This is a genomic window from Acetobacteraceae bacterium (assembly GCA_039613835.1).
Taxonomy (GTDB): Bacteria; Pseudomonadota; Alphaproteobacteria; order Acetobacterales; family Acetobacteraceae; genus Sorlinia.
Genome location: CP154827.1, coordinates 1,928,568 through 1,952,500, shown reverse-complemented (window position 1 = coordinate 1,952,500; position 23,933 = coordinate 1,928,568). Strand labels below are relative to the sequence as shown.

Below are 23,933 nucleotides of genomic sequence, written 5' to 3'. Positions count from 1 at the left end.
GGGGGGGGCAACAAGGCGTGGTTTTTCAGGGAAACGCCGCGCAACGGGCCGCCTTGACCGCACTGGCACAAACATGCGGCGCTGAAATTTTGTCAGATCGCCCCGCGGCATTAACGTTGAAGCCCGAATTTCCAGAACATTATCAACAGCACCTTTTATCGGAATATCTGGATCATGGCGCTGCAGAATAAGGATGTTGCACATGCATGACGCCACCATAAAGACGGAACTCTACCTGGCCGCTACCTCATCATTCTCAAGTCGCGACGCCTTGTCGTGCTTCGAGTCCGTTCTGGACCATTACCAACCCGCAGCGTTCCGCGTCGATTTTGACGGTGAGACGCAAATTCGACAGCAAGTTGAGGCCATTCGGGCACCTTGCCTGCAAAATAATGTTGCCTTGATGCCGAAAGACTGGCCTGAGGGCGTCGCGGCGCTCGGATGTGACGGGGTGCATATCAGCAACGCATCCGGCCCGATCGATATGATACGGAGGCGCCTCTCCGCTGACACGCAGCTTGGCGTTTTCTGTGGCGGAAGTCGCGACGCCGCCATGCAGGCTGGGGAGGCTGGCGCTGACTACATTGCCATCGACGCCGATCAGACGGATCTTGCCGCCTGGTGGATGGAAATGACGGAGTTACCGCTCGTATGCGAAAACATCAGAACGGCAGATGAGGTGGAGGCACTGACCAGGCTCGGCGTCGATTTCCTGCTTTTGCGGCTCGATTTCAATGCGCCATTTGCGACGTTGTGCGCTCAGCTTGCGGCGTTGGGGATACAGGGTCGATGAGGTTTTTTGCGACGTAGAACACGCCATTTGTCTGTTCCGTCGCGTCACTCCAGAGGATAAGGGCTTTTCCGCCTAACCCGATAAAGACCGGCTGAAGAGTCTGTGCGTCCATCGACACATTGATGAAGCGATGGTCAATCGTGCGGAGCGCAAGCGTCGTGGCGCGATGACGTTTGAGGGCCGCCGTGATATGCGTTTTGTCCCAAGTGCCGATCAGGATTGTCCCACCAAGCGCTTGACGCAGTGCCGCCTCATTTGCGGTCTGGAAAATCGTCCGGTCCGCAAAACGCGGATCCGCTTCCATCGCTTCATTGGAAGGCACAAGAATTGTCAGGGAAATGTCGCCGCCTAACAGAGGAAACCAGTCCGCTTTTTTCAGCGCAAAAAATGTAATCTGCAGCTTCGAGCGATGTGCTGAGCGTGTCCTTAAAAGGTCGGTCCCGGAAAGCCGTCACGGGCGGGGTGTGATAGGCTATGGGAGATGTGATCTTCTCCCGGTGAAATTGCGCGAACGTCACATCCGGGTCGATTGTCGGCAGGATTTTCGCTGTAATGACACTTTTCTGCAAGAGGGCCGATTTCGGGCTGACTTTGCCGTCAGACAGGTGCGACGTGCCGGAACATGCTGACAGCAGGATGGCGCTGAGCCCCGACAGGCCAGCGAAACGCCTGAGAAAGATACGGATCATGCCGGGATATCTGGAAGGGCTTTTTAGCAACCATCACCTCGCATCGTCCAATCGACAACACGCCCTTTGAGCAGCTCAAAGGTGGTCTGACAGGACACGTTATAAGCTGTCGGCGGCACATACATGCCACCCCATCCGCCAGCCCAAGGGCCGCCGCCGAAACCCCAGCCCCAACCGCCGCTTCCGGGGATGTAATCCGTCTGATTATCAATATAAGCGAGGAAGACGCGGCCACCCGCCTCAAAACTTCGGGAAGGCACGCCGAAGGCCCGGACGACATCCACATCGGACTTGCCGATCATGGAATCGAGAACTTTGCGTTGCTGCAATGTGGGTGTCGCGCAGGCTGAGAGGGCTAACACCCCGATAACCGGCAGAAGTCGTAACAATCGCATCAGAATGCCACCATCTTTGTTGTCGTGTCACGACGAAAGGCGCGTCTCGGCAAAACCTGCGCAAGGCGTTTCACAACACACGACACTGGCCATCACGTTATTCAATCCAACGGATATTTGCAATCTCTGTCGTGGAGGCGGCCAGCATGACGAGTCGATCCACACCCAAAGCGATACCGCTGCAAGGCGGCATATCCGGGAGGGCCGACAGAAATGCCTCGTCGAGGGGCCAGTTCTGGTCCGGCGTCAACGCCATGCGACGCAAACGATCACGCTCAAAACGCGCCCGCTGCTCAACCGCATCAGTCAGTTCCTCAAAAGCGTTGGCGAGTTCAATGCCCGCCAAATAGAGCTCGAAGCGCAGGGCGACGCGATCATCCTCAGGGTCACGGCGGGCCAAAGCGGCCTGGGCAACGGGCCAATGTGTCAGGAAACAAGGCCGCGTGCGCCCGATCTGCGGCTCAATACGCTCCAGCATGAGGCGGAAAAATAGATCTTCCCAGCTTTCGCCTGCCCTTAAAGAGGTGCCCGCCGCGTGGGCAAGCGCCGAGACCTCCTCACCGATCGTCAGGAGATCGACCCCGACATATCTTTGAAATGCCTCATTCACCGTCATTCTCTCAAATGGCTCTGTGAGATCAATCTCGTGACCATGATAGGAGAATATCGGCGGACAGGTACAGCGTATGAGCGCCTCTGTCTCGTCCATCAAATCGGAAAGGGACGCGTGGGGCCGATACCATTCCAGCATGGTGAATTCCGGCAGATGGGTCGCGCTCTGCTCTCCATTGCGCCAGACACGCGCCAGCTGGAAGAGCGGAGATTTCAATTCCGCCATGAGGCGCTTCATCGCAAATTCAGGGCTTGTATGGAGGTATCTCGTCAAAATTTGCCCGTCCGGCGTCATCAGGTACGTGCCGAAACATTTCAGATGCACTTCCTCACCCGGATTGGGCACGAGATAAGGCGTTTCAACTTCCAGATAATTCCGGGCCTCGAAAAAAGCGCGTATGGCTTTGATCACCAACAGGCGACGGCGCAGAAGCGGCAAACGGTCCGCGACGGAGGGACAGAAGAGCATTGTTTCATTTACCTCCGTCGAGACTTATGTTAAAGATGCGCCGAGATGTCGGGAAACGCCAAACTAAGTTCCATAAGGGATGTAGCCGCATTGGTCGAGGCTGGCCTTGTCAGCCCCACCATGATGGACCCCCTGCGCCCGGTTGAGGCACGTTACGATATCGCGATTACGCCAGCCTTTCGCGACCTCATCCAATCCGCCGACGACCCGATCGGTCGCCAGGTCATTCCGCGTGTGGAAGAGCTCGATCAGGCCGCGTTTCAGATGGCGGACCCGATTGGCGATGCTCATCACGCGCCGGTCAAAGGCGTTGTGCATCGATATGAAGATCGCGCGCTGCTCACGCCGCTTCTCATCTGCCCCATTTATTGCCGCTTCTGCTTCCGACGGGAACGCGTCGGCGCGGAAGGGGGTCTTCTAACGGATGCGGAACTTGAAGCCGCGCTGGATTGGTTCCGCCAGCATCAGGACGTGCGGGAGGTGATCCTGACGGGCGGGGATCCGCTCATGCTCAGCCCCCGCCGCCTGGCGCGCATCATCGCCGCCCTCTCTGACATGGCGCATATCGATATTATCCGTATCCATTCCCGCGTACCGGTAGCGGACCCTGAACGATTGACCCCGGCCCTTCTGGACACGCTTTCGACGGAGAAGGTCCTCTGGCTTGTCACCCATGTCAATCACGCCGCCGAACTGTCCACGACGGCGTCCCAGGCACTGCGCCATGTGCGGAAGCGCGGCATTCCGGTGCTGAGTCAATCCGTCCTGCTGCGCGGCGTCAATGATTCGGTAGAGGTGATGGAGGCTTTGTTGCGGCGGCTGGTGCAACTTGGCGTCAAACCTTACTACCTTCATCATCTTGACCCGGCCCCGGGGACAGAGCATTTCCGTGTGCCTGTCGAGAGGGGGCTGGAAATTCTGCGCGGTTTACGCGGGCGGGTGACGGGCCTCGCCTGGCCGACTTATGTGATGGATATTGCTGGCGGATACGGCAAAGTGCCGCTGGGGCCGCATTATCTTGATGCTGGCCCGACATCGCTGGAGGGCGTCACGGACCCGAAGGGCCGCCATCACAAATTGCCGAACAGCGATTTCTGACAGGTCTTCCAACGCGATCCGCTCTGCCTGCCGCCCATGCCTGGACTTCGTGCTGTCGCCGTCTTGCCCAAACTCCGCGAGAAGCGTAAAAAACCTCCGCGGGCCGCTATGGCAGTGACCTGAACCCGTTCGACACGTCCCAGAGAGTAAAATTTTATGAAACAGCAGGCTAACCTGATCCGCGCCGGCCAAGTCATCGAGCATGATGGACGTCGATGGAGTGTTCTGAAGCAGCAGATCATCACACCCGGCAAAGGCGGCGCGTTTATTCAGGTTGAAATGCGTGACCTGACGTCGGGCAATAAAACCAATGAGCGCTGGCGGACGGCGGATACGGTTGAGCGCCTGATGACAGAGGATAAGGACTATACTTACTCCTATGAGGATGGCGACAACATCGTCCTGATGGACCTGGAAACATTTGAGCAGGTCGTGCTGCACAAGGATTTCTTCGGGGATCAGCTGCCTTTTCTACAGGATAATATGGAGCTTAACGTCAAGCTCGTTGAAGGCGACCCAGTTGGCGTTTCGCTTCCCCCCAATGTGACGTTGGAAATTGTCGAGGCTGATCCTGTTGTGAAAGGCCAGACCGCCAGCTCCTCCTACAAACCGGCTCTTCTCTCCAACGGCGTCAAAACCATGGTGCCGCCTTTTATTGAAGCGGGGGAAAAGGTCGTCGTCCGGACGGAAGACGCCTCCTACGTCGAGCGCGCAAAGTAAAATCTTAAAAGCGACACGCTTTCACGAGGGCGCCGCCTCTTCACTTTTTTTTTCGTTATCAGGACTCGTTATTTATGCGCCTCTCCCCGCACATTACCGTCATGCAAAATGCTGCCATCAAGGCGGCGAAGCGCCTGTTGCGGGATTTTTCCGAAGTGGAACAACTTCAGGTCAGCATTAAAGGGCCGGGTGATTTCGTCACGCAGGCCGATTTGCGCGCTGAGGCGACATTGCGCGAGGAACTGGCGCGGGCACGCCCGGGCTATGCTTTCCTGATGGAGGAAAGCGGCGCTTCTGGCGGCGATAACTGGTCATGGCGCTGGATTATTGACCCGCTGGACGGGACGACCAACTTCCTGCACGGCATCCCCCAATGGGCCATTTCAATCGCTTTGCAACGCCGTTTCTCGGATGGGCAGACGGAAATCGCGGCCGCCATCGTTTACAACCCCGCGACAAATGAGATGTTCTGGGCGGAAAAAGGCGTGGGCGCTTTCCTAAATGATCGACGTCTTCGCGTCTCGGCGCGACGCATCATGTCGGAAGCTGTCTTTTCCACCGGGATCCCCTTTGCCAAAGTGCAGGAAGCGCTGCGCGCGCCTTTCCTCCGCGTGTTGACGCGTCTCATGCCACAAGTGGCGGGTATCCGCCGTTTCGGGGCCGCAACGCTTGACCTCGCCTGGCTGGCCGCGGGACGCTATGAAGGTTTCTGGGAAATCGGACTTAAGCCGTGGGATTGCGCTGCGAGCATTCTGCTCGTCAAGGAAGCCGGCGGTTACGTCACCACGCCGGAAGGGCAGGAAATCAGCGACTTCGATCAGGATGTCAATGTTGTGGCCGGAAATAGTCATTTGCATGGACCGTTACGTGTGACGGTGTTGCAATCCCTTTCTGAATAAAGCGGGATGATCGCATGAAATCGAGCAGGTTCCTATCGAGCGGTCCGATCTACTGCCTTTTCAGGCATGTTCCGCGCCATTACGGTCTTATGGCCGCGATCAGCGCGCTTTGTATCAGTATGGGCAGCGCCTCAGCGGAGGTTTCGACGAATCTCGGCGCCCTCGATGAGGTCGCACCCGTCAAGCAGGCGCCTCGGCAGCAAAATGTGAAACGCCCGCCTGCCTCTCCTGCTGACCCTCAGAAGACGGGCACCTCGGCGACATCATCGAATAAGGGTTCAAACGGCGCGGCTGGATCGAACGGCGCGCCAGCCATGCCGCCCTCCCATCGTGAGGCAGAACGTCGTGTGGGGCCACCGCCTGACGTACCGCCCGCGCCGCCCAAATCTGTCGTCATCGCGCCTCCCCCTGTCGCGGTCGAGACTCACCCGCCTGTCGCGCCCGCCCCCGTCATTATTGACCCGAAAGCGCAGGGCCGCGTTCAGAAGACAGCGCATGGAATGGTGCTAGTTTATCAGCCGGGCAGCGCAAATCTGAATGAAAACATGCTAACGGCCCTGAAGGAATATGCCGCCTTGCTGGCTAAAGACCCGGGATTGCGCATTACGATACGGTCCTATGCGAGTGGGGAGGCGGGCGACCCATCCGTCCCGCGGCGTATATCACTGGCGCGCGCATTGATCGTCCGATCCGTGCTGATCAATGAAGGTGTGGCGACGACGCGAATCTATCCGCGCGCCCAGGGCCTGCCTAAAGGGGATATCGCGCCGCCGGACAAGCTTGAGATCATCGCTGTCGGCGCCGCGCCTGCGCCGCCGGGTGAGGCCTATTACCCTCATAAACCTCAAAAGACCACGCCATGACCCGACCGCATCGTTACCTTGCCCGGATGATCCTGTTTCTTGTGCTGGTCGGGCTGATCGGGTTTGTGCTGCATCAGACACTTTACCGTGCCTTCATGTCCAACCCGGTGCTGGATGGTTTTATCCTCGCCGTGCTTCTGATTGGTATTTTGTGGAATATCCGCGTCGCTCTACGGCTTTTCCCTGAAGTGAAATGGGCGGAGACCCTCCGTCAATCCCGCACCGCGCTTGTGCAACCGGACCCGCCGCGCCTCCTCGCCCCCCTGGCGCGGTTGATCAGGCTCAATCAGGGTGGTGACCGTGTGCGTTTATCATTTCAGGCCAGTCAGGCGGCATTGGATAGTTTGTCCGGACGTCTGGATGAGGGGCGGGAAATCTCCCGTTATCTTACGAGCCTGCTGATCTTTCTTGGCCTGCTGGGGACGTTTTACGGGCTTTTACTGACGGTCAACGCCATTGCCGGGGTGATTGGCGGCCTGACGGCGGGGGACCAGAATCTCGACGTCATGTTTGACCAGCTCAAAATCGGCCTGACGCAACCTTTACGCGGGATGGCAACCGCTTTTTCCGGCTCCATGTTCGGGCTGGCAGGGGCGCTGATCCTTGGCTTTCTGGACCTCACAGCGGGTCAGGCACAGAATCGCTTTTTCAATGAGATGGAAGAATGGCTCGTCGGCCATGTGAATACGGCATCGCCCGTCACGACGGATGGTAACGGGGCTGCCGTACCCGCTTATGTCAGCGCGTTGCTTGAGCAGACGGCAGAACATCTCGAAAGCCTGCAACGCGTACTCGGTAAAAATGAAGAGACGCGCACGCAGCTTGTCGCCCTTATGGCTGGTTTACAGGAAAATATGCGGCAAAATGCCGAGACGATTTCTGCCAATCAACGCGCACTCCAGCGTGTTGCTGACACAAATGCCGCTGTCAGCCCCTATCTGAAGCGCATGAGTGAGCAGAATCTGTCTGAGACGTCCCCGGAACATTCAGGTGACATGATGTCGCGTCGGATGGAGCAGTTCGACGCCACATTAGCGGCGCTCTCCGGCGCCATCACATCGAGCCGGGACGATCTCGTCGGGGAAGTGCGGAATGGCTTGCGCCTTCTGGCAAAAACAGTTGCCGCAGGAAGCCGTGACAATCCGCAGCCCGGCGCTTTATCCTGATGGCAAGGCGATCCCGTCGCGGCGCATCGCATGAGCTGAATGCCTGGCCCGGTTACGTCGATGCCTTATCGACATTATTGATGGTCGTGACATTTGTTCTGCTCGTTTTTGTGCTGAGCCAGCAATTTCTTGCCACTGCATTGAATCGCCGGACACATAGTCTTGATACGCTGAAGCGGGAAGTTGTTGCCCTGCAGCATACGCTTTCCCTCACTGAAAAGCGCAATTTTGCGCTCAAAAACAAGGTCGCCTCCCTCACAACGGAACGTGACGCGGCGCAGAAGGCAGCAAACGCCACCGCGACGGAAAGCGTGGCGACCCTGGCAATATTGCAGGCACAGATTTCCGAGCTGAATGCGCAGCTCAACGCCATCGCCCAGGCCCTGGATATTTCGCAGAAAGACATCGCGGCGCGCGACCAGCAAATTACCAATCTGGGCGAAAAATTGAATGTCGCGCTGGCGGACAAGGTAAATGAACTGAACCGCTATCGCTCCGAATTTTTTGAAAAACTCCAGAAGGCGCTGAAGAGCCAGAAAGGCATCTCTGTCGTCGGAGATCGTTTCGTGCTGCAAAGTGCCATATTATTCCCGACCGGCAGTGCGGAGTTGACGCCCGAGGGGCGGAAGAAAATCACCGTTCTGGCAGAGACACTGCACTCCTCCGCGCGACGCATCCCTAAAGACCTTCCCTGGATCCTCAGAGTCGATGGCCATGCGGATAAAATGCCGATTCATTCGAGTTTCGTAAGCAATTGGGAGCTTTCAACGGCGCGGGCGACAACGGTGGTCAAAGCGTTGATCACTGCAGGGATTGATCCGCATCATCTGGCCGCAACCGGTTTCTCGGATTATCAACCGATTGACCCACATGACACGCTAGAGGCCTACGCCCGAAACCGCCGCATCGAATTCCGCCTGACGGACCGGTAAAAGGTCCGGCAAGGCGCGATGCGACACCGCGCATAGGTAATGACAAGGGCGGCAAATGCGATTATGTATCCGCTCATGACCGGCACGCCTCTTTCCCTGATTCGTAACTTCTCGATCATTGCGCATATTGATCACGGCAAATCAACATTGGCCGACCGGCTGATACAGGCTTGCGGTGCCCTGACCTCCCGGGAAATGAAAGACCAGGTCCTTGATAATATGGAGCTGGAACAGGAGCGCGGGATTACAATCAAGGCGCAGACCGTGCGTCTCTCCTATCCGGCAAAGGATGGTCAGATTTACATCCTTAATCTGATGGACACGCCGGGCCATGTGGATTTTGCCTATGAGGTCAGCCGCAGTCTCGCGGCGTGTGAGGGGTCGCTTCTTGTTATTGACGCGTCGCAGGGGGTGGAGGCGCAGACACTCGCCAATGTCTATCAGGCGATTGACGCGAGACATGAAATTGTCCCCGTCCTGAATAAAGTGGATCTCCCCGCCGCAGATGTGGCGCGCGTGCGTGACCAGATTGAAGAGGTCATTGGCATCCCCTCCGATGACGCGGTTGAAGTCTCGGCCAAGACCGGGCTCAATATTGAAGGTGTTCTGGAAGCGCTCGTCACGCGCCTCCCTGCCCCGAAGGGCGATGCGGAAGCACCCTTGCAGGCGCTGCTCGTCGATAGCTGGTATGATCCCTATCTCGGCGTCATCATCCTGGTGCGCATTATGCAGGGCAGAGTGAAACGCGGTGATAAAATCCGCATGATGCAGACAGGATCAACCTACCATGTTGATCAGGTCGGCGTATTCCTGCCGAAAATGACGGGGGTTGAGGCCCTTGGCCCTGGGGAGATGGGCTATATCAACGCGGCCATCAAAACCATGGCTGATGTGGCGGTCGGAGATACAGTGACACTTGACCGCCGCCCGGCAGAGAAGCCACTTGCCGGCTTTAAACCGTCCATCCCGGTTGTGTGGTGCGGGCTCTTCCCCGTTGATGCCGACGACTTTGACAAATTGCGCGATTCCCTTGGCAAATTGCGCCTCAATGACGCGTCATTCCACTTTGAGGCAGAAACCTCAGCCGCGCTCGGCTTCGGCTTCCGATGTGGCTTTCTGGGACTATTGCATCTTGAGATCATTCAGGAACGTCTCTCGCGGGAATTCAATCTGGATCTGATCGCCACGGCGCCTTCCGTCGTCTATCAGATGCATCTCACCAATGGGACGATTGAAGAGCTGCACAACCCGGCCGACATGCCGGATCCTGGCAAAATCACCGCTCTGGAAGAACCATGGATCAAAGCGACGATCCTGGTTCAGGACGAGTATCTTGGCAGCGTCCTCACCCTTTGCAGTGAGCGGCGTGGCGTGCAGATTGACCTGACTTATGTGGGGGCGCGGGCCATGGCCGTTTACCGCCTGCCGCTCAATGAAGTCGTTTTCGACTTTTATGACCGCCTCAAATCCTTGACCCGAGGTTATGCAAGCTTCGATTACCAGATGGACGGTTATGAGGAGAGTGACTTGGTGCGCATCTCCATCCTCGTTAATCAGGAGCCTGTGGATGCGCTCGCTTTCATCGCCCATCGCGCGGTCGCGGAGACACGGGGGCGGGCCATCTGCGCCAAATTGAAGGAACTCATCCCGCGGCAGCTTTTCAAAATCGCGATCCGGGCGTCGATCGGCTCACGCATTATCGCGCGTGAAACGCTGGGGGCGCTTTCAAAGGATGTGACGGCCAAATGTTATGGCGGTGATATCTCCCGTAAGAGGAAGCTGCTCGAAAAGCAGAAAGAGGGCAAAAAGCGGATGCGCCAATTCGGCAAGGTCGAAATCCCACAATCGGCCTTCCTTGCCGCCCTTAAAATGGATTAATCGCGTCATCGCGCCCCGTAAAGGGTGATGACGCGATGGCGGTCTCAAAGGAGCGGGGATGGCGCGCCCCCGCAGACAGAATGTGGGCGCCGCTGATATAAGCGGTCCCTCACGCCCTCCTACGTCGTCATTTTCCCGCATCGTCACAGGGGCGCTGGGCGCAACCTTATAAACGCGGTTCGTAATGGTAAAGTGGGCCTAAATCGATGACATGATCGTCAAGCCGACTCTTACAAAATTTCAAGCGTTTTCAGCGCTTCGGGGTGGCTGACAGGTTTTTCTCCAGGGGGCGCGTGCAGCAAGGTCAAGAGGGACGAGATATTTATGAGTCTCTTTAAGAAATCCGGCACATCCGGCACGAATCGTTGGCAAAGCTGGCCGATGCTTATCCTGTATATTTTTGCTGCCATCATCGTCTTTCTTATCTTCTTCGCCCGGGGAGACTGGTTTATCCCACTGGTTGAGAAACAGGCCTCGGCGGCGCTGGGCCGCAAAGTCACAATGGAGCACCTCCACCTGCGCCCCTGGCGCACGACGTCGCTTGAGGGGCTACGGATCGCGCAACCCGAAGCTTTTGAGGATCGGAAAAACGATTTCGCGTCGATCAAAGACATCGTGGTATCCTTCGACCTCTGGCGTTACCTGACCGGCCATGGGAAAGAGCTGCTCCTCATCAAAATCGACACGCCGCGGGTTGACCTTGCTTCCAAAGCGGATGGCACGGCGAATTATCAGTTCAGCGACCCATCCAAACCCGCTCCGAAAGATGACAAGCCGTTTGACCCGTCTTCCCTCCCAAAAATCGGGGATCTGATCGTCTCTGACGGCAAGATCAACGTTGCGCTCGCCAAACCTAAAACGGACATGGAAGTGGCCATCGCGACTTCCAAACCGCGCCAGGACGGAGATCGGGATATTTTGATCAACGGCGCAGGGGCGCTACAATAATGCCCCCATCACCGCGCAGATCAAAGCAGGGTCGCTCTGAAGGACCTGACGCATGAATCACGTCCCTATCCATTGAGGCGCGCGTCGATAATGGTCCGACCCACGTCGATCTGAAGGGCGTCGTCAAGGATCCTTTACATTTCAAAGGGACGGATCTGCTTCTGCATTTCTCCGGGCCGGATATGGCGCTGCTTTAGGGCCTGACGGGCATCCCCATCCCGCACACGCCGCCCTTCGACGTTAAAGGCCAGCTCGCTTATTCCGCCGAGATGATCCGCTTTAGCAATTTCGCCGGGCGCATGGGCAACTCAGATATTGGCGGCACGATCGCTGTCAGCCCGCGCGACAAGCCCCCTTACGTCGACGCCCGCCTCCATCCAAAAATGTTGATCTCGCCGATCTCGGTGGGTTTATCGGGACCAAGCCGGGCAAAACGGAGGATAAGGCGCAGGCGCAACGCGGCAAGTTCCTGCCCGCCGACCCGATCAACATTCCCAAGCTCAACGCCGTCAACGCGCATCTCGTCTATCACGGCGACCATATCCAAAATAAGAATACGCCTTTCGACAATATCAATGCCGATGTCGTCATTGATCATAGGGCGATTGATATCAAGCGCCTAAGCTACGCAATCGGGTCGGGCGAGCTTTTCCTGAAGGGCACGCTCAAACCGGCGGGCTCGAAGGAATTTGCGGCTAATATCGCCGTCGATGCGAAGAGCCTCCCCCTTGGGTAAGCTCCTTCAAGGGCTGGGCGATAAGGACAGTGAGGGGCGCATGGGTGGATATGCGAAACTTTCCGCCCGAGGAAATTCCATCGCCAGCCTTCTCGGCAATGGCGATGGAAGTGTCTCACTCGTCATTGATCGGGGGAGTTGAGATTACCGCGCTCCTGCCTAATCTGTTGGGGCTCAAATTGGGGAGCGCACTGCTTTCCGCGTTGGGCTTATCTGAGAAGACGGATCTCAAATGCTTCATGGCTGATCTGCCGCTTAATAATGGTGTGCTGTCCACCCGGGCTTTCCTGCTCCAGACAGATGATACGCGCACGCTTGGCGGAGGCACCATCAATCTCCGGACGGAAAAACTTGATTACCATGTGACGACCTGCAGCACGTCTTTCTCGATCCTGTCCCTTCCGGGGAAAGTCAATATCTCCGGTTCACTTCGCGCGCCCTCCGTTTTGCCGGGCGCTGAAATCATCGGGCGCGCCGCGACAACGGCGGCTTTGGCGGCAGCTTTTCCACCGGCACTTGTCCTGCCAACGATTCAATTCGGTGTTGGCAAGGGAAGCCTTTGTGAGCAGGCGCTGAATGACGTGTCCATCCACCCGGCATCCGGTGCCACCCCCTCACTCGGGAAGCGACATGTTAAACCGAATGTGAGGACGCCCCAGCACGCGCGGCCCGACTCGGCAGAGAAAGTTCACCAGGTCTGGATGAAGCGCCTCGCGACGCAACATAAAGCGTCGCGATAACAGCGAGAGTCACGCGGGGAGCCAAGTCGTGACGATCAGCGCACCGCGCGCGCCCGTAAAATCCGCACGCTACAGCGACCGCTCTTTATTTTGTCCCGAGATAAGCGGCCATGGATTGGCGGGCCTTGCGCGCGTCACCACCCAGCCTCATGAGGTCAGGGATCTGGCCCGGAGACATGATGAGGGATGTCACGATGCGGAAGAATGAAATGCGCCCGCTCCCCATGATGCTTCCAACCGCTTTGGGCAGATCCCGCGCCGCATCATCGCAAATGACGCGGAGCACACAGAACCGCAAGCCGGAAAGGGCGACGACGCCGCTTTCCATATCCACGGCGCGGCAATGCGTTTCCGTCCAAAGACGATGCTTGTCAGTCGCACGCGTCACCGCCACGTCACTATGGTAAAGCCCGCCTGATGACGCGCCCCGGCGGTCAAGCCCCAGCGCGCCGAGCAGATCAATATCGCAGGTGATAGGCTGGCCGTCGACAAACACCCAATCGGGTGTCAGAATGTCCCCAACCCGCGCATCGGCAGACAGGCCGCCCGCACACCCGAAGGAGAGCAGCGCCTCCACCCCGTTTCGCCTGAGCGTCTCGACGCCTCGCATGGCCCCTTGTCGCGTGGCACCGCCGATCGCGATCACCGCATCCGGGAAGACGGATTGGATCAACCGGGCTTCCGTCTTGAGTCCGACAAGAATGCCGAGTTTCAAAATCCGTATTCCACCTTGCCGGAATTGCTCGCGGCGAGATTGCGATATCGGCTCAACGCCATGAGCGGGAAAAACTGCCGGTAACCATGATAACGGAGATAAAAGACCTTCGGAAAACCAACCGCGTTGAAGGGTTTCTCCTGCCATTCACCATCCTCACCCTGCGCGGCGACAAGGTAAGCGATTCCGCGTGCCACGGCGGGACTGTCCTTGCGGCCCGCCGCCATCAGGGCAAGGGTGGCCCAGGCTGTCTGCGATGGGAGGCTTTCATGATATTGCCCGGGCGGTGCGCCTTCAAATGTCGCGCAATCCTCGCCCCATCCACCATCTTCCCGTTGGACGCTTTCAAGCCACGACACAGCCCGGCATATGGCGGGGTGGTCATGATCGAGCCCGGCCGCATTCAGGGCGCAGAGCACGGACCATGTGCCGTAAATGTAATTCGTGCCCCACCGTCCAAACCATGAGCCGTCTTTCTCCTGCTCCTGCAAAAGATAGGCGACGCCGCGATCAATAATATCGCGATCTCCCGGCAGCGCTAATTGTGAGAGGAAGGAAATGCAACGCGCGGAAACATCCGCCGTCGGCGGGTCAAGAAGCGCACCATGGTCGGCAAACGGAATATGGTTCAGCGCATCAAGATTATTATCGACGTCGAAAGCACCCCATCCGCCATTGCTGCTCTGCATGCCGATGATCCATTCCCGCGCACGGGCAATCGCCTCTTTATTTGCCTTGGGGTCCTCCCGATGGAGCAACATCCCGACGACCGCCGTGTCATCGACATCCGGGTAGTAATCATTGTCATATTGGAAAGCCCAGCCCCCTGGCCGCGCCTTCGTATTCATCGCCCAGTCGCCTTTAAGGTCCAGAATTTGGCGCTCACGCAGCCAGGCGGCGGTTTTGCCGAGCATGTCGCGTGTCGCTTCAGGCGCGGTCGGGCGGCTTCCCGTTGAGGCTTCCAACATCGCCAGCCCGGTCAGCGCCGTATCCCAGACAGGCGATACACAGGGTTGACAGTAGGATTCCGCGCCATGGGTGACGATCAGGTCCAGAAGGGCCTGCCATGCCTGACGCGCACGCGGGTCATCATCGCTGACACCAAGTGCGCGATACATCATGACGACATTGGCCATGGCAGGATAAATCGCGCCCAACCCCCCGTCACTTAGCCGGGGCTCAATAAAATCGAGCGCCGCCTGGATCGCCTTTTTTCGCAATTTGGCGGGCATGAAAGGCTCAATGGGGCGGATGACCTTGTCGATCCCGGTAAAGAGCCGCCCCCAGACGGAGCGGAAGGGCCCGTGATTCCAATCCCGAATCTTCTCTGGCGGGGTGACGAAAAGCTCCTGAATCGAGATATTCCGCGGGTTAACCGCCTGCGCCTCAACCGCGCGCACGACAAGAAGAGGCGTGACGACGGTGCGGGACCAATAAGACATGTTCCAGATGGAGAAGAACCCGGCGCGGGGCATCAGCACCAGTTCAATCGGCATGACCGGCGTGGCGCGCCATGGCACCTGACCAAAAACGGCCATCTGAAACCGTGTGAAAACGTTGGCGCGCTCAGCACCCCCGTGCGCCAGGATCGCCTCACGCGCGCACCGCATATGCGGCGCATCCACATCATCTCCAATCGCTTTCAGGGCAAAATAAGCTTTGACCGAAGCGGAAATATCAAATGCCCCGTCATGATAAAGGGGCCACCCCCCGTACTTCCCCTGAATGCGCCGGAGATAAACGCCCATACGTTGCTCGACGTCTTCATCAATACGGTCAAGGAAATGCTCAAGCAGGATGAATTCCGCAGGGATGGTCGCATCAGCCTCCAGCTCAAACACCCAGTGCCAGTCTTTTTTCTGCTTCTGCGTCAAGACACTGTGCGCCGACTTAATGGCCGACTGTACCTGATTCATGTCCGTACTCGCTGATGGGTGCCGCGACCCATTGGCGGGACGTTCAGAATGAACCAACATATTTTCTTCGCCCTTATCAAACATCTTTCTATCGTTCAGAACATTCTTCGCTGGTTGAGAACGCGCGCGGCTTCTACACCAGAACGAATGGCACCCTCAATGGTTGATGGTAGCCCGGTTTGCGTCCAGTCCCCCGCGAGCACCAGATTTGATAGCGGCGTTATTGTTGAGGGACGTCGTTTATCTTGCGCCACACTTGCCGCAAACGTCGCGCGTTTCTCAATGATCACGCGTGCTTGCGGCGCGTCCTGTGGCAATTTTGTCGCGGTCAGGGGCTGGACGACCTGGCGCACCTTCTGCCAGATCTGCTGCGTGAGCGCCTCCTGCGCCATTGTCAGATAGCGATTGGCCGCGCTGACAGTTACGGAAAGGAGGTCCGGCTTCAGGTAAATCCACTCCGTGATGCCGCCATTCACCCCGATAAACCCGGCCCGGCCTGCCTCACCATGATAGGTCGTGAGCGTCGGAAGGGCGAAATGCACATTAATGATGCTCTGAAACGCATCCGGCACGGTCAATTCCGGCCAGAAGGGCTGGAGCAGGCTGGCCGCCACGGGTGCTGGTGTCGCGATCACGATCTGGTCATCCGGGGCGATCTCGATGACTTCCGCGCCCACCTCCAAACCACTAACCCGACCCTCCTGAATTTGCAGCCCTGTCACGCGACACCCTGTCCGCACCTCAGCCCGCATACGCGCCAGATGGGCCTCTGCCGGTGTCACAAACGTTTCCGACAGGCCAAGTTTCGGGTAGAAAGGCCGACATGCCCGCCCGCCTTGAAGAAGGCATTCCTGAACGACCTTTTTCAGAAGCGACGCCCCCGCCGCATCGATCGGCGTATTCAAAGCGGAAACCGCGAACGGGGCCAGTAATCGTCGGGATAAAGCATCGTTTCCGAGGCAGGACGCCACCACGTCATCCGGCTGACAACGCAGTAACCGCAACATCACGGCGAGGTCACGCCACCGCATTCCCGGCACGCGCCGGGAGGGACAGAATGCCCAGAATGGAAAGCGTCCCTCATTGAGGCGCAACACCCAGGATTCGCCTGTCGCCACGTCATGCCAGGGGAAGATCGGTGCGCCGGGCCCGGTCAGGTCGTCATAGGCGCCGATCAGCCCCAGAAAGCGAAACGTTGCGCGATTGGCAGAGAGCACGAGATGATTGCCATTATCGACCCGTCGGTCGAGGGCTTTGTCATAAAAAGACCGGACACGCCCCCCGCAGTTTCTGGCGCTTTCATACAAGCGCACATTTGCGTTGCCGAGTGATTCAACGGCGGCGGATAATCCTGCCAGCCCCCCTCCGATAACGTGGATCATGGGCATTATAACTAACGAAACCCGACAATCAGCGAGCGCGCCAGGCGCAGCGCCTTATTGACGCGCACGGGCTTTTCCGGCTGTGTCCAGCCGCGTTTCTCAAGCGCGTAGAGGATGAGCTGATAGGACGCGGCCATCATGGCGGCGGGGCGCATTGGCTTCTTCCCGCATTTTTTCATGGCGGCCCATGCGAGGCGGTAATGATCATGCGCGCGCTTCGCCAGGACACGTGCCAAACCGTCAAGTCCAGGTGCGTAAAGCGCCTCCTGCGGCTCTGCCCGGACTTTGAACCGCGATAATAATTCCTTCGGGAGATATAAGCGTCCGCGATCCGCATCTTCCTTGATATCACGCAGGATATTCGTCATCTGCAAAGCGCGGCCGAGATGGTGCGCGACACGCTCCGCCTCCTCCGACGCGTCTCCGAAAACCCGGACGGACAAACGACCCACGGCGGAAGCCACACGATCACAGTAAAGATTAAGCGCCGCCTCATCCGGCGCGATGACCGGATCGGGGACATCCATCAGCATGCCGTCAATGACGGCGTCGAAATCCTTCTGCTGCAGGTCAAATTCCTGGATTGTCGCAGCGAGAACCCGGTCAAGCGCGTTCTGCGTTTCATTCTGAAAGATATGTGCGACACGGGCACGCCACGCCTCAAGCTCTTCAACCGGATTTTCGACCTTCGTATCGCCATCGGCAATGTCATCCACCTCACGACAGAACGCGTAAATCGCGAACATGCCGTAGCGGCGCTCCCGCGAGAGGATATGCATACCTTTGGCAAAAGAAGTGCCTGCCCGCGTGACAATCGCCTCAACAGCCGCCAGATCTGCTGCGTGACAACCCAATACGCGGTCAAAACGTGATCCAGTCAAAAGAACACCCCAAACCGTTAAGTAATCTGCTTTTAAAGGACGCGGCGTTGACACAGCGGACCGAAGCATGATCCGCCCTTCTTTACACCACAGAATGGCAAAACGCCAAATAGCGACGAGGGCGCCCGGCCCGCGAATCATGTCGGCACGCATGAGGAAAGACGTCGGATCTTGCGCGTTCCGGCGGTGTGGGATCCTTTAGATCAGGCGGCGGCTGTCTGTCCCCAAAGACCGCACCACATCCCATAATGAGAGTTTGACCCGGCCCGCGACGGGGTCCTCCCGCCGAAGGCGGCACGCAAGGTGGCGGGATAATGCGACGATGATCGCCGTGTAAATGCGCATGCGTCGATTGCGTATAAGGGGGGGCAGGGTCGCAGCCTGATCATTCAGGGAGTCGATCTCATCCAGCATACGGTCAAAAACCCGTCTCAAACCGGGCTTACTGTGCGAAAACGCCACATCCCCGACCTCAGCCCCCTCCTGCGTGAGGAAGTCCTGCGGAAGGTAACAGCGATCAAGTCGTTTAAGGTCCGTCGACACATCCTGAAGATGGTTAATGACCTGCAGCGCCGTACAGAGCGCGTCGGAGCGCGGGAGAATATCCACCGATTCACCATGCAGCAACAGCAGGAACCGCCCGACAGGATTGGCGGAGAAACTGCAGTAATCGACCAGTTCCGCCCAATTCGCATATCGGGATTTCGTGACATCCTGTTGAAACGCCTTAATGAGGTCGGACGCGACTTCATAGGGAAGGTCGAGCTTTTTGAAATGTCGATGGAGGGTCTCCGCCGTCGCCGCATCGTGACGCCCAATCGGCGCGTCGGCCCCGCGTAATATTGCGTTCATCGCGGAGAGGCGCGCCGCTTTCTGGTCCGGCGGGAGGGTGGGATCATCGGCAATATCATCGATGCAACGCGCGAAATGATAATAAGCCATGATATGACCGCGATTCCGGCGGGAAATCAGCAGGGTGCCGACCGGGAAATTCTCATCCCCCGCCCCTTTTCCTGAGGTAACATCGGGGCCAACCCAGCTTAAATCCGCGTCACATGGCATATTCTTCCCTCATTTTTACCAGCAATATCGCGCAATAACCTGTGTAAAGGGTTGCGCGTCACTCAGATGGGTGAGGGTCAAGCTTATCAGCTTTATGACAGACGTGAAAACCGCCCGCGCCCGCCTTATCACGTCACGGAAATCACCTGGAGGCGAGTCCTAGCGTTTCTCTACCGGATGGGCACGAAACCATGCAACAGCCTCAATAACGGCTTCCCGCGCGGCACGGGGCGCATATCCCAGATGCTGCTGTGCTTTGAGAGATGAAAAAAACATTTTCTTGTGCGACATGGCAAGCGTTTCCCGCGTGACGCGTGGTGTCGTCCCGAAACCACGGGACAGCCACTCTGAAATAATCGCCACAGGCACCAGCCAGGATTGCTTGAGTTTGATTTTGGGCACTTTGACGCAAGCGACTTCCCCGATCAGGGAGAAGAACCGATCCAGCATCAGATTTTCACCACCGAGAATATATTTCTCGCCAATTTTGCCTTTCTCAAGCGCTAATAAATGTCCATGCGCGACATCATCGACATGCACGATGTTGAGACCTGTATCGACATAGGCGGGCATGCGCTGGCCAATCATGTCACGGATCATCTGGCCAGTCGGTGTCGGTTTAATGTCACAGGGCCCGACAGGCGTGGACGGGTTGACGATAACAGCCGGGAGCTGGCGTTCCAGGACGAGGCGCAGAACCTCCTGCTCCGCCCGGTATTTGGACCACTTATAGACGCCGATAATATCATGCTCTGAGACAGGCGTCGTCTCATCAGCGGGGCGACCATCCTTCGTCAGCCCCAGCGCCGCAACGGAAGAGCAATAGACGATCCGCTCCACCCCATGCTGAAGCGCGGCAAGCATGAGTTGCCGCGTGCCTTCAACATTAGCCCGCATCATCTTCGTCGGGTCAGGCACCCAGAGGCGATAATCAGCCGCGACATGGAAGAGATAGCGGCAACCCTTGAGGGCGTGGGCATAGCTTTGCGGGGAAAGCAGATCGCCCGTCACGATTTCAGCCTTGAAATCCGCGATATTCGCGCGGTTTGCCGCATTTCGCACCAGCAGTTTCAGTCGATACCCACGCGCGCTCAATTGGCGCGCGACGGCAGAGCCAACAAACCCTGTGGCGCCCGTAACAAAGATGCAATCTGTCATCGCCCGCCCTAAATCTCATTAAAATCGTCAGAGTCGTAGACATACCAGTAAAGTCATCTAAAGCAACCGAACCGTTAAGAAAGTAAAGTGAAATTTTAGGATGATATCCGCCTTCAATATGGTGTAAAGCCAGCCCGGTGTTTCGGGGCTGTATTCCCTGACGGTATCTGCCTGAGGCTATGGGTTGAGCTGGCAACAGCGCCAGCGTGTCCGCGCCTTTTAACCAAGCCGGACGACCCTTTTCTTTGAAGACAATCAGCTCCCTCTTCTTCCTCCTTGGCGTCGCTGTCATCACGGTGATCATGGCCAAACTGGGTGTGCGTCCCATTCTGGATGCTTTCGCACATCTGGGTGCCTGGGGCTTTGTCGAAATTGTCCTCGCGCAATTGGTGGTCAATATCTTTCTGGGAGTTGCGTGGTTTGCGGCCTGCCCTCAATTGGACCTTGGCCGGGCCATCGGCGCACGAGCCGTCCGGGATGCTGTCAGTAATTGCCTCCCTTTCTCGCAATTAGGCGGCATGATTGTCGGCGTCCGGGCTACCTGTAAAAAGCGCCCGGCGCGCAGTCGCAAGCCGCCGATCGGCCTTGCAGAGGCCGCCGCCGCCAATATCGTTGATATCACGACCGAAGTGCTCGGCCAGATCGCCTTTGTCCTGCTGGCGATCCTGTGCCTGACGCGTCACAGCGGCGCCGCGCAATTTACGGTGCCCGCCGCCCTCATCGGCATCAGCATCATCGCCATCGGCGTGGCCGGATTTATCTGGACGCAACATAGGGCGGTGCGCTGCTCCGCCGCCTTGGTCTGGCTTTGAGCGATCACATTACCCATAGTTGAGGCGCGCTGATCAACGACAATATTCATCAATTTCAATCCTATCTGGAAGCATTATGGGCGCGCCCTGGCCGCGTCGCCCTCAGTGCCTTCCTGCATCTGCTTGCCTGGATCAGTGGCGCGGGCATTACCTATCTCGCACTTCATCTTCTGGGTGCACCGATCAGCTTTATCGCGGCCATCGCCATTGAAGGCATTTCTGCGGCATCATGTCCGCCTCCTTTGTCGTCCCTGCCGCGTTGGGCGTGCAGAGGCCGCTTATATCGCCCTTGGCCTGCTCGTCGGCGTCAGTGCCGATAGCGGCGTGGTGATCCCCCTCCTCCGGCGCGGGCGTGACCTGGCGATCGGCATCCCCGTCATCATTATCTGGCAGCTTTATGAGTGACGAAGTCTCCGTAACCTGCACGCGGATGACGCACAGCTTTCAGCCGAACCATAACCGACCGCCTCATCTAGGGGCTTGACCCCCACGCTCAGGCTGTTAAGCCCCGATCATGGCCATATATAATAAAATCTGCATTTTAGGCATCGGCCTGATCGGCGCGTCCATTCTACGTGGCATGAGGGAAAAGCCAGATATCGCGTCGCACAGCGTTGCCTACGATATTGCACCCGATGTCGTCACGCGAGCGCGGGCGCTGGGGCTTGCCGATCTTTATCTGCCGGACATTGCCGCTTCTGTCAAGGAGGCGGATTGCGTGGTGATTTGCGCGCCCGTCAGCCACATTGCCGAGACGGCCCGTATCGCACTCCCCTATATGAAACCCGGTGCCACACTGACCGATGTCGGATCCACACGGCAATCTGTCATTGCGGACATCGCGCCCTATCTCCGAGAGGATATTTCCTACATCCCAGCCCACCCCATGGCGGGGACGGAGTTTTCCGGGCCCGACGCCGGAGTCGCCACGCTTTTTGAAAATCGCTGGTGTCTCATCACTCCCACTTCCCAGGCGAAAAAACCGGATGTGGATCGGCTGGTGACCTTCTGGCGGGCGCTCGGCGCCAAAACGCGCATGATGGAAGCATCGGAGCATGATCGCATCTGCGCGATTGTCAGCCACCTCCCGCATCTGATCGCCTTCACGATCTGCGACACGGCCGATAAAATGTCGGAAACCTACCGCACGGCCGTTCTGGATTACGCCGCCACCGGCTTTAAGGATTTCACGCGTATCGCCGGTTCGGACCCAGTGATGTGGCGCGATATTTTCCTCTCCAATAAAGATGCTATTCTGGAGACGCTGGCGCGTTTTCAGGATGATGTTGAGGATCTGGCGCGCGCCATTCGTGATGATGATGAGTCACGCATCATTGATGCCATAGAGAGAGGGCGGCGCATCCGGAAAAGCCTGGTGGATCGTGAGCAAGCGCAAGACCCTGCGCATCTCACGCCACGACTACCAGGCTTTTCCGGTCACGTCGACAGGTCGGCCTCTCGCCCCACACCGGCCAACGCGGCCCCTCTGCGCGTCGGCTGAATGTCGGTGTGGTGAAAGCAGAGGACGTCGCGGCCCGGGCAGGCCGCTTATGTCGCGGGCGCGAGCGTCAGACGGTGACGACGCGCAAAGTGTTGGTCGCGCCCATCGTGCCGAAGGGAAGGCCCATCAGGAGGACCAACTTATCGCCCTTCTTGGCGTAACCCTCTGACACAGCCAGCTCGACCGCCTGATCCACCACAGCCTCGACATTCAGGACCGGCATCTCCTGCCCCACCGACATGGCATAGACGCCCCACACCACATTGAGACGGCGCGCAACATCATCATTTGGCGTCAGGGCCAGAATGGGGCATTCCGGACGCTCTCGCGAGATGCGCAGGGCGCCGAGCCCACTCGCCGTGTAAGCGACGATCACAGCAGCGGAAATCGACTCCGCAACCTGCCAGGCCGCCTCGGCAATCGCGCCGTTGACGGTGCCGTCACTATCGGGGCGGAAAGCCCCATCCTGCGGACTCCATTCCTGATCCTGCTCAATGCGTCGAGTCACGCGCGCCATCACGCCGACAGCCTCAAGCGGATATTGGCCAGAGGCACTCTCCGCGGAAAGCATGACCGCATCCGCTCCATCATAAACCGCATTGGAAACGTCCGTGACCTCAGCCCGCTTTGGCGTCGGCACGCTGATCATGCTCTCGAGCATCTGAGTCGCCACCACAACCGGTTTGCCCTGAAAGCGGGCCTCCGCGATGGCGCGCTTCTGCTCAATCGGGACTTCCTCAGCCGGCAACTCAACGCCGAGATCGCCACGCGCCACCATGACAGCGTCCGATACGGCAATGATTTCGCTCAATCGCGCCACAGCCTGGGGTTTCTCCAGTTTGGTCATGATCCATGCCTGACCTTTGGCGATCTCCTTCGCCTCAAGCACATCTTCCGGGCGCTGCACGAATGAGAGGGCGATGTAATCAACGCCAAGCTCCAGCGCGAAATCGAGATCCCGGCGATCTTTTTCCGTCAATGCGAGGATTGGTAAAGCGACATCCGGGACATTGACGCCCTTCCGATCGGAGAGGAAGCCGCCCACCTCAACCTCTGTCAGGAGATGCGACGCGTCACCGGAAAGCACACGCAACCGCATTTTACCGTCATCAAGCAGAAGGTGACTCTCCGGTCGTGCCGCTTCGATGATTTCCGGGTGTGGAAGGCAGACGCGTTGCGTGTCGCCAGGCGCACGATCCAGATCAAGGCGGAATTTGGCACCTTTCTCAAGCTTGACCCGCCCTTCCGCGAAGGTGCCGACACGAAGTTTCGGTCCCTGAAGGTCGGCCAGGATAGCCAGCGGGCGTTTCAGTTCCGCCTCGACATCGCGCACGATATTATGTCGGGCTGCGTGATCCTCATGCGTACCGTGGGAAAAATTGAGACGGAACATATTGACGCCACCCACGGCCAGCGCCCGGATCATCTCATAAGTTGAGGAGGCTGGACCCAGCGTGGCCACGATTTTTGTGCGTCGCAGGCCAGGCTTTCTAACAGCTCCTCCCGAAAGGACATGCGCTGTGGGTCGAGAAATCGTCATCAAGGTCTCCGGTATCAACGTCGTATTC

General features: G+C 57.9%; 27 protein-coding genes (1 of these 27 only partly in view). 15 read left to right on the top strand and 12 right to left on the bottom strand.

Features of this window, described 5'->3' with window-relative positions; all coding sequences use genetic code 11:
* Together AAYR33_10855 and AAYR33_10850 are read left to right on the top strand one after the other, a co-directional pair.
* Positions 1-191, top strand: partial view of a hypothetical protein gene (locus tag AAYR33_10855; GenBank protein ID XAO71416.1) — the 3' end only. It extends 214 nt beyond the left edge of the window; only the last 191 of its 405 coding nucleotides appear in the window; its start codon lies beyond the left edge, outside the window; it ends in the stop codon at positions 189-191.
* 11 nt (positions 192-202) lie between these two features.
* On the top strand, positions 203-793 hold the full coding sequence (locus tag AAYR33_10850) for a thiamine phosphate synthase (protein XAO71415.1): 591 nt from the start codon (positions 203-205) through the stop codon (positions 791-793).
* On the opposite strand, the gene AAYR33_10845 is transcribed toward AAYR33_10850, so the two are convergent.
* The 4 genes from AAYR33_10845 to epmA form a co-directional block, all read right to left on the bottom strand.
* The gene (locus tag AAYR33_10845; GenBank protein ID XAO72470.1) at positions 732-1,133 is read right to left on the bottom strand and encodes a hypothetical protein; all 402 of its coding nucleotides are present in this window, start codon (positions 1,131-1,133) and stop codon (positions 732-734) included. The two genes, AAYR33_10850 and AAYR33_10845, sit on opposite strands and share 62 nt — an antisense overlap.
* Positions 1,102-1,482, bottom strand: coding sequence for a hypothetical protein (locus tag AAYR33_10840; GenBank protein ID XAO71414.1), 381 nt, complete (start codon positions 1,480-1,482; stop codon positions 1,102-1,104). The genes AAYR33_10845 and AAYR33_10840 overlap by 32 nt, the downstream gene beginning before the upstream one ends.
* 23 nt (positions 1,483-1,505) lie before the next feature.
* Positions 1,506-1,877 carry a hypothetical protein gene (locus AAYR33_10835; GenBank protein ID XAO71413.1) on the bottom strand — a complete coding sequence of 124 codons (372 nt, stop codon included), beginning with the start codon at positions 1,875-1,877 and terminating at the stop codon, positions 1,506-1,508.
* Positions 1,878-1,974: 97 nt separating this feature from the next.
* Entirely contained in the window at positions 1,975-2,958 is a 984-nt protein-coding gene (gene epmA / locus AAYR33_10830; GenBank protein ID XAO71412.1) for an EF-P lysine aminoacylase EpmA, read from the bottom strand.
* A gap of 45 nt (positions 2,959-3,003) precedes the next feature.
* On the opposite strand from epmA, the gene AAYR33_10825 reads away from it, so the two are divergent.
* The 8 genes from AAYR33_10825 to AAYR33_10790 all read left to right on the top strand — a co-directional run bounded on the left by AAYR33_10825 (position 3,004) and on the right by AAYR33_10790 (position 11,462).
* A complete protein-coding gene (locus tag AAYR33_10825) occupies positions 3,004-4,056 on the top strand; it encodes a lysine-2,3-aminomutase-like protein (GenBank protein XAO71411.1) in 1,053 nt (350 codons plus the stop codon).
* 156 nt (positions 4,057-4,212) lie between these two features.
* Entirely contained in the window at positions 4,213-4,776 is a 564-nt protein-coding gene (gene efp / locus AAYR33_10820) for an elongation factor P (GenBank protein ID XAO71410.1), read from the top strand.
* A gap of 74 nt (positions 4,777-4,850) precedes the next feature.
* Positions 4,851-5,675 carry an inositol monophosphatase family protein gene (locus AAYR33_10815; protein ID XAO71409.1) on the top strand — a complete coding sequence of 275 codons (825 nt, stop codon included), beginning with the start codon at positions 4,851-4,853 and terminating at the stop codon, positions 5,673-5,675.
* An 89-nt stretch (positions 5,676-5,764) separates the two neighbouring features.
* Positions 5,765-6,538, top strand: a complete 774-nt coding sequence (locus tag AAYR33_10810) for an OmpA family protein (protein ID XAO71408.1) — start codon at positions 5,765-5,767, stop codon at positions 6,536-6,538.
* The gene (locus AAYR33_10805) at positions 6,535-7,704 is read left to right on the top strand and encodes a flagellar motor protein MotA (GenBank protein ID XAO71407.1); all 1,170 of its coding nucleotides are present in this window, start codon (positions 6,535-6,537) and stop codon (positions 7,702-7,704) included. The genes AAYR33_10810 and AAYR33_10805 overlap by 4 nt, the downstream gene beginning before the upstream one ends.
* A complete protein-coding gene (locus tag AAYR33_10800; protein XAO71406.1) occupies positions 7,704-8,636 on the top strand; it encodes a peptidoglycan -binding protein in 933 nt (310 codons plus the stop codon). The genes AAYR33_10805 and AAYR33_10800 overlap by 1 nt, the downstream gene beginning before the upstream one ends.
* Before the next feature lie 75 nt (positions 8,637-8,711).
* Positions 8,712-10,514, top strand: coding sequence for a translation elongation factor 4 (gene lepA, locus AAYR33_10795; GenBank protein ID XAO72469.1), 1,803 nt, complete (start codon positions 8,712-8,714; stop codon positions 10,512-10,514).
* Positions 10,515-10,838: 324 nt separating this feature from the next.
* Positions 10,839-11,462, top strand: a complete 624-nt coding sequence (locus AAYR33_10790; protein ID XAO71405.1) for a hypothetical protein — start codon at positions 10,839-10,841, stop codon at positions 11,460-11,462.
* Between the two features lie 355 nt (positions 11,463-11,817).
* Here AAYR33_10790 and AAYR33_10785 read toward each other — a convergent pair whose 3' ends face one another.
* Positions 11,818-12,060 carry a hypothetical protein gene (locus AAYR33_10785; GenBank protein XAO71404.1) on the bottom strand — a complete coding sequence of 81 codons (243 nt, stop codon included), beginning with the start codon at positions 12,058-12,060 and terminating at the stop codon, positions 11,818-11,820.
* A gap of 130 nt (positions 12,061-12,190) precedes the next feature.
* Between AAYR33_10785 and AAYR33_10780 the strand changes: the two genes are divergently transcribed.
* Complete coding sequence (locus AAYR33_10780) at positions 12,191-12,340, top strand: hypothetical protein (protein ID XAO71403.1); 150 nt, start codon at positions 12,191-12,193, stop codon at positions 12,338-12,340.
* Positions 12,341-12,437: 97 nt separating this feature from the next.
* On the top strand, positions 12,438-12,938 hold the full coding sequence (locus AAYR33_10775) for a hypothetical protein (protein ID XAO71402.1): 501 nt from the start codon (positions 12,438-12,440) through the stop codon (positions 12,936-12,938).
* An 85-nt stretch (positions 12,939-13,023) separates the two neighbouring features.
* Here AAYR33_10775 and AAYR33_10770 read toward each other — a convergent pair whose 3' ends face one another.
* The 6 genes from AAYR33_10770 to hpnA form a co-directional block, all read right to left on the bottom strand.
* Positions 13,024-13,653 carry a hypothetical protein gene (locus tag AAYR33_10770; GenBank protein XAO71401.1) on the bottom strand — a complete coding sequence of 210 codons (630 nt, stop codon included), beginning with the start codon at positions 13,651-13,653 and terminating at the stop codon, positions 13,024-13,026.
* Positions 13,650-15,569 carry a squalene--hopene cyclase gene (shc, locus tag AAYR33_10765; protein XAO71400.1) on the bottom strand — a complete coding sequence of 640 codons (1,920 nt, stop codon included), beginning with the start codon at positions 15,567-15,569 and terminating at the stop codon, positions 13,650-13,652. The genes AAYR33_10770 and shc overlap by 4 nt, the downstream gene beginning before the upstream one ends.
* Before the next feature lie 95 nt (positions 15,570-15,664).
* On the bottom strand, positions 15,665-16,951 hold the full coding sequence (gene hpnE, locus AAYR33_10760) for a hydroxysqualene dehydroxylase HpnE (GenBank protein XAO71399.1): 1,287 nt from the start codon (positions 16,949-16,951) through the stop codon (positions 15,665-15,667).
* 11 nt (positions 16,952-16,962) lie between these two features.
* Positions 16,963-17,832: a presqualene diphosphate synthase HpnD gene (hpnD, locus tag AAYR33_10755; GenBank protein ID XAO71398.1), complete on the bottom strand. Its 870-nt coding sequence runs from the start codon at positions 17,830-17,832 to the stop codon at positions 16,963-16,965.
* Between the two features lie 198 nt (positions 17,833-18,030).
* The gene (gene hpnC / locus AAYR33_10750; GenBank protein ID XAO71397.1) at positions 18,031-18,894 is read right to left on the bottom strand and encodes a squalene synthase HpnC; all 864 of its coding nucleotides are present in this window, start codon (positions 18,892-18,894) and stop codon (positions 18,031-18,033) included.
* 159 nt (positions 18,895-19,053) lie between these two features.
* Positions 19,054-20,052, bottom strand: a complete 999-nt coding sequence (gene hpnA / locus AAYR33_10745; GenBank protein ID XAO71396.1) for a hopanoid-associated sugar epimerase — start codon at positions 20,050-20,052, stop codon at positions 19,054-19,056.
* Positions 20,053-20,297: 245 nt separating this feature from the next.
* On the opposite strand from hpnA, the gene AAYR33_10740 reads away from it, so the two are divergent.
* The 3 genes from AAYR33_10740 to AAYR33_10730 all read left to right on the top strand — a co-directional run bounded on the left by AAYR33_10740 (position 20,298) and on the right by AAYR33_10730 (position 22,365).
* Positions 20,298-20,864, top strand: coding sequence for a hypothetical protein (locus tag AAYR33_10740; protein ID XAO71395.1), 567 nt, complete (start codon positions 20,298-20,300; stop codon positions 20,862-20,864).
* A 123-nt stretch (positions 20,865-20,987) separates the two neighbouring features.
* Complete coding sequence (locus tag AAYR33_10735; protein ID XAO71394.1) at positions 20,988-21,269, top strand: hypothetical protein; 282 nt, start codon at positions 20,988-20,990, stop codon at positions 21,267-21,269.
* 109 nt (positions 21,270-21,378) lie between these two features.
* Positions 21,379-22,365, top strand: coding sequence for a prephenate dehydrogenase/arogenate dehydrogenase family protein (locus tag AAYR33_10730; GenBank protein XAO71393.1), 987 nt, complete (start codon positions 21,379-21,381; stop codon positions 22,363-22,365).
* A 67-nt stretch (positions 22,366-22,432) separates the two neighbouring features.
* Here AAYR33_10730 and pyk read toward each other — a convergent pair whose 3' ends face one another.
* A complete protein-coding gene (pyk, locus tag AAYR33_10725; protein XAO71392.1) occupies positions 22,433-23,905 on the bottom strand; it encodes a pyruvate kinase in 1,473 nt (490 codons plus the stop codon).
* Between the last annotated feature and the right edge of the window lie 28 nt (positions 23,906-23,933).

Bases quoted from the DNA above. Each gene is read 5' to 3' on its own strand.
- AAYR33_10850 (XAO71415.1), top strand. From the start codon at position 203: ATGCATGACGCCACCATAAAGACGGAACTCTACCTGGCCGCTACCTCA.
- AAYR33_10840 (XAO71414.1), bottom strand. From the start codon at position 1,482: ATGATCCGTATCTTTCTCAGGCGTTTCGCTGGCCTGTCGGGGCTCAGC.
- AAYR33_10835 (XAO71413.1), bottom strand. From the start codon at position 1,877: ATGCGATTGTTACGACTTCTGCCGGTTATCGGGGTGTTAGCCCTCTCA.
- epmA (XAO71412.1), bottom strand. From the start codon at position 2,958: ATGCTCTTCTGTCCCTCCGTCGCGGACCGTTTGCCGCTTCTGCGCCGT.
- AAYR33_10825 (XAO71411.1), top strand. From the start codon at position 3,004: ATGTCGGGAAACGCCAAACTAAGTTCCATAAGGGATGTAGCCGCATTG.
- efp (XAO71410.1), top strand. From the start codon at position 4,213: ATGAAACAGCAGGCTAACCTGATCCGCGCCGGCCAAGTCATCGAGCAT.
- AAYR33_10815 (XAO71409.1), top strand. From the start codon at position 4,851: ATGCGCCTCTCCCCGCACATTACCGTCATGCAAAATGCTGCCATCAAG.
- AAYR33_10810 (XAO71408.1), top strand. From the start codon at position 5,765: ATGGCCGCGATCAGCGCGCTTTGTATCAGTATGGGCAGCGCCTCAGCG.
- AAYR33_10805 (XAO71407.1), top strand. From the start codon at position 6,535: ATGACCCGACCGCATCGTTACCTTGCCCGGATGATCCTGTTTCTTGTG.
- AAYR33_10800 (XAO71406.1), top strand. From the start codon at position 7,704: ATGGCAAGGCGATCCCGTCGCGGCGCATCGCATGAGCTGAATGCCTGG.
- lepA (XAO72469.1), top strand. From the start codon at position 8,712: ATGACCGGCACGCCTCTTTCCCTGATTCGTAACTTCTCGATCATTGCG.
- AAYR33_10790 (XAO71405.1), top strand. From the start codon at position 10,839: ATGAGTCTCTTTAAGAAATCCGGCACATCCGGCACGAATCGTTGGCAA.
- AAYR33_10785 (XAO71404.1), bottom strand. From the start codon at position 12,060: ATGATCAATGACGACATCGGCATTGATATTGTCGAAAGGCGTATTCTT.
- AAYR33_10775 (XAO71402.1), top strand. From the start codon at position 12,438: ATGGCTGATCTGCCGCTTAATAATGGTGTGCTGTCCACCCGGGCTTTC.
- shc (XAO71400.1), bottom strand. From the start codon at position 15,569: ATGAATCAGGTACAGTCGGCCATTAAGTCGGCGCACAGTGTCTTGACG.
- hpnE (XAO71399.1), bottom strand. From the start codon at position 16,951: ATGATCCACGTTATCGGAGGGGGGCTGGCAGGATTATCCGCCGCCGTT.
- hpnC (XAO71397.1), bottom strand. From the start codon at position 18,894: ATGCCATGTGACGCGGATTTAAGCTGGGTTGGCCCCGATGTTACCTCA.
- hpnA (XAO71396.1), bottom strand. From the start codon at position 20,052: ATGACAGATTGCATCTTTGTTACGGGCGCCACAGGGTTTGTTGGCTCT.
- AAYR33_10730 (XAO71393.1), top strand. From the start codon at position 21,379: ATGGCCATATATAATAAAATCTGCATTTTAGGCATCGGCCTGATCGGC.
- pyk (XAO71392.1), bottom strand. From the start codon at position 23,905: ATGACGATTTCTCGACCCACAGCGCATGTCCTTTCGGGAGGAGCTGTT.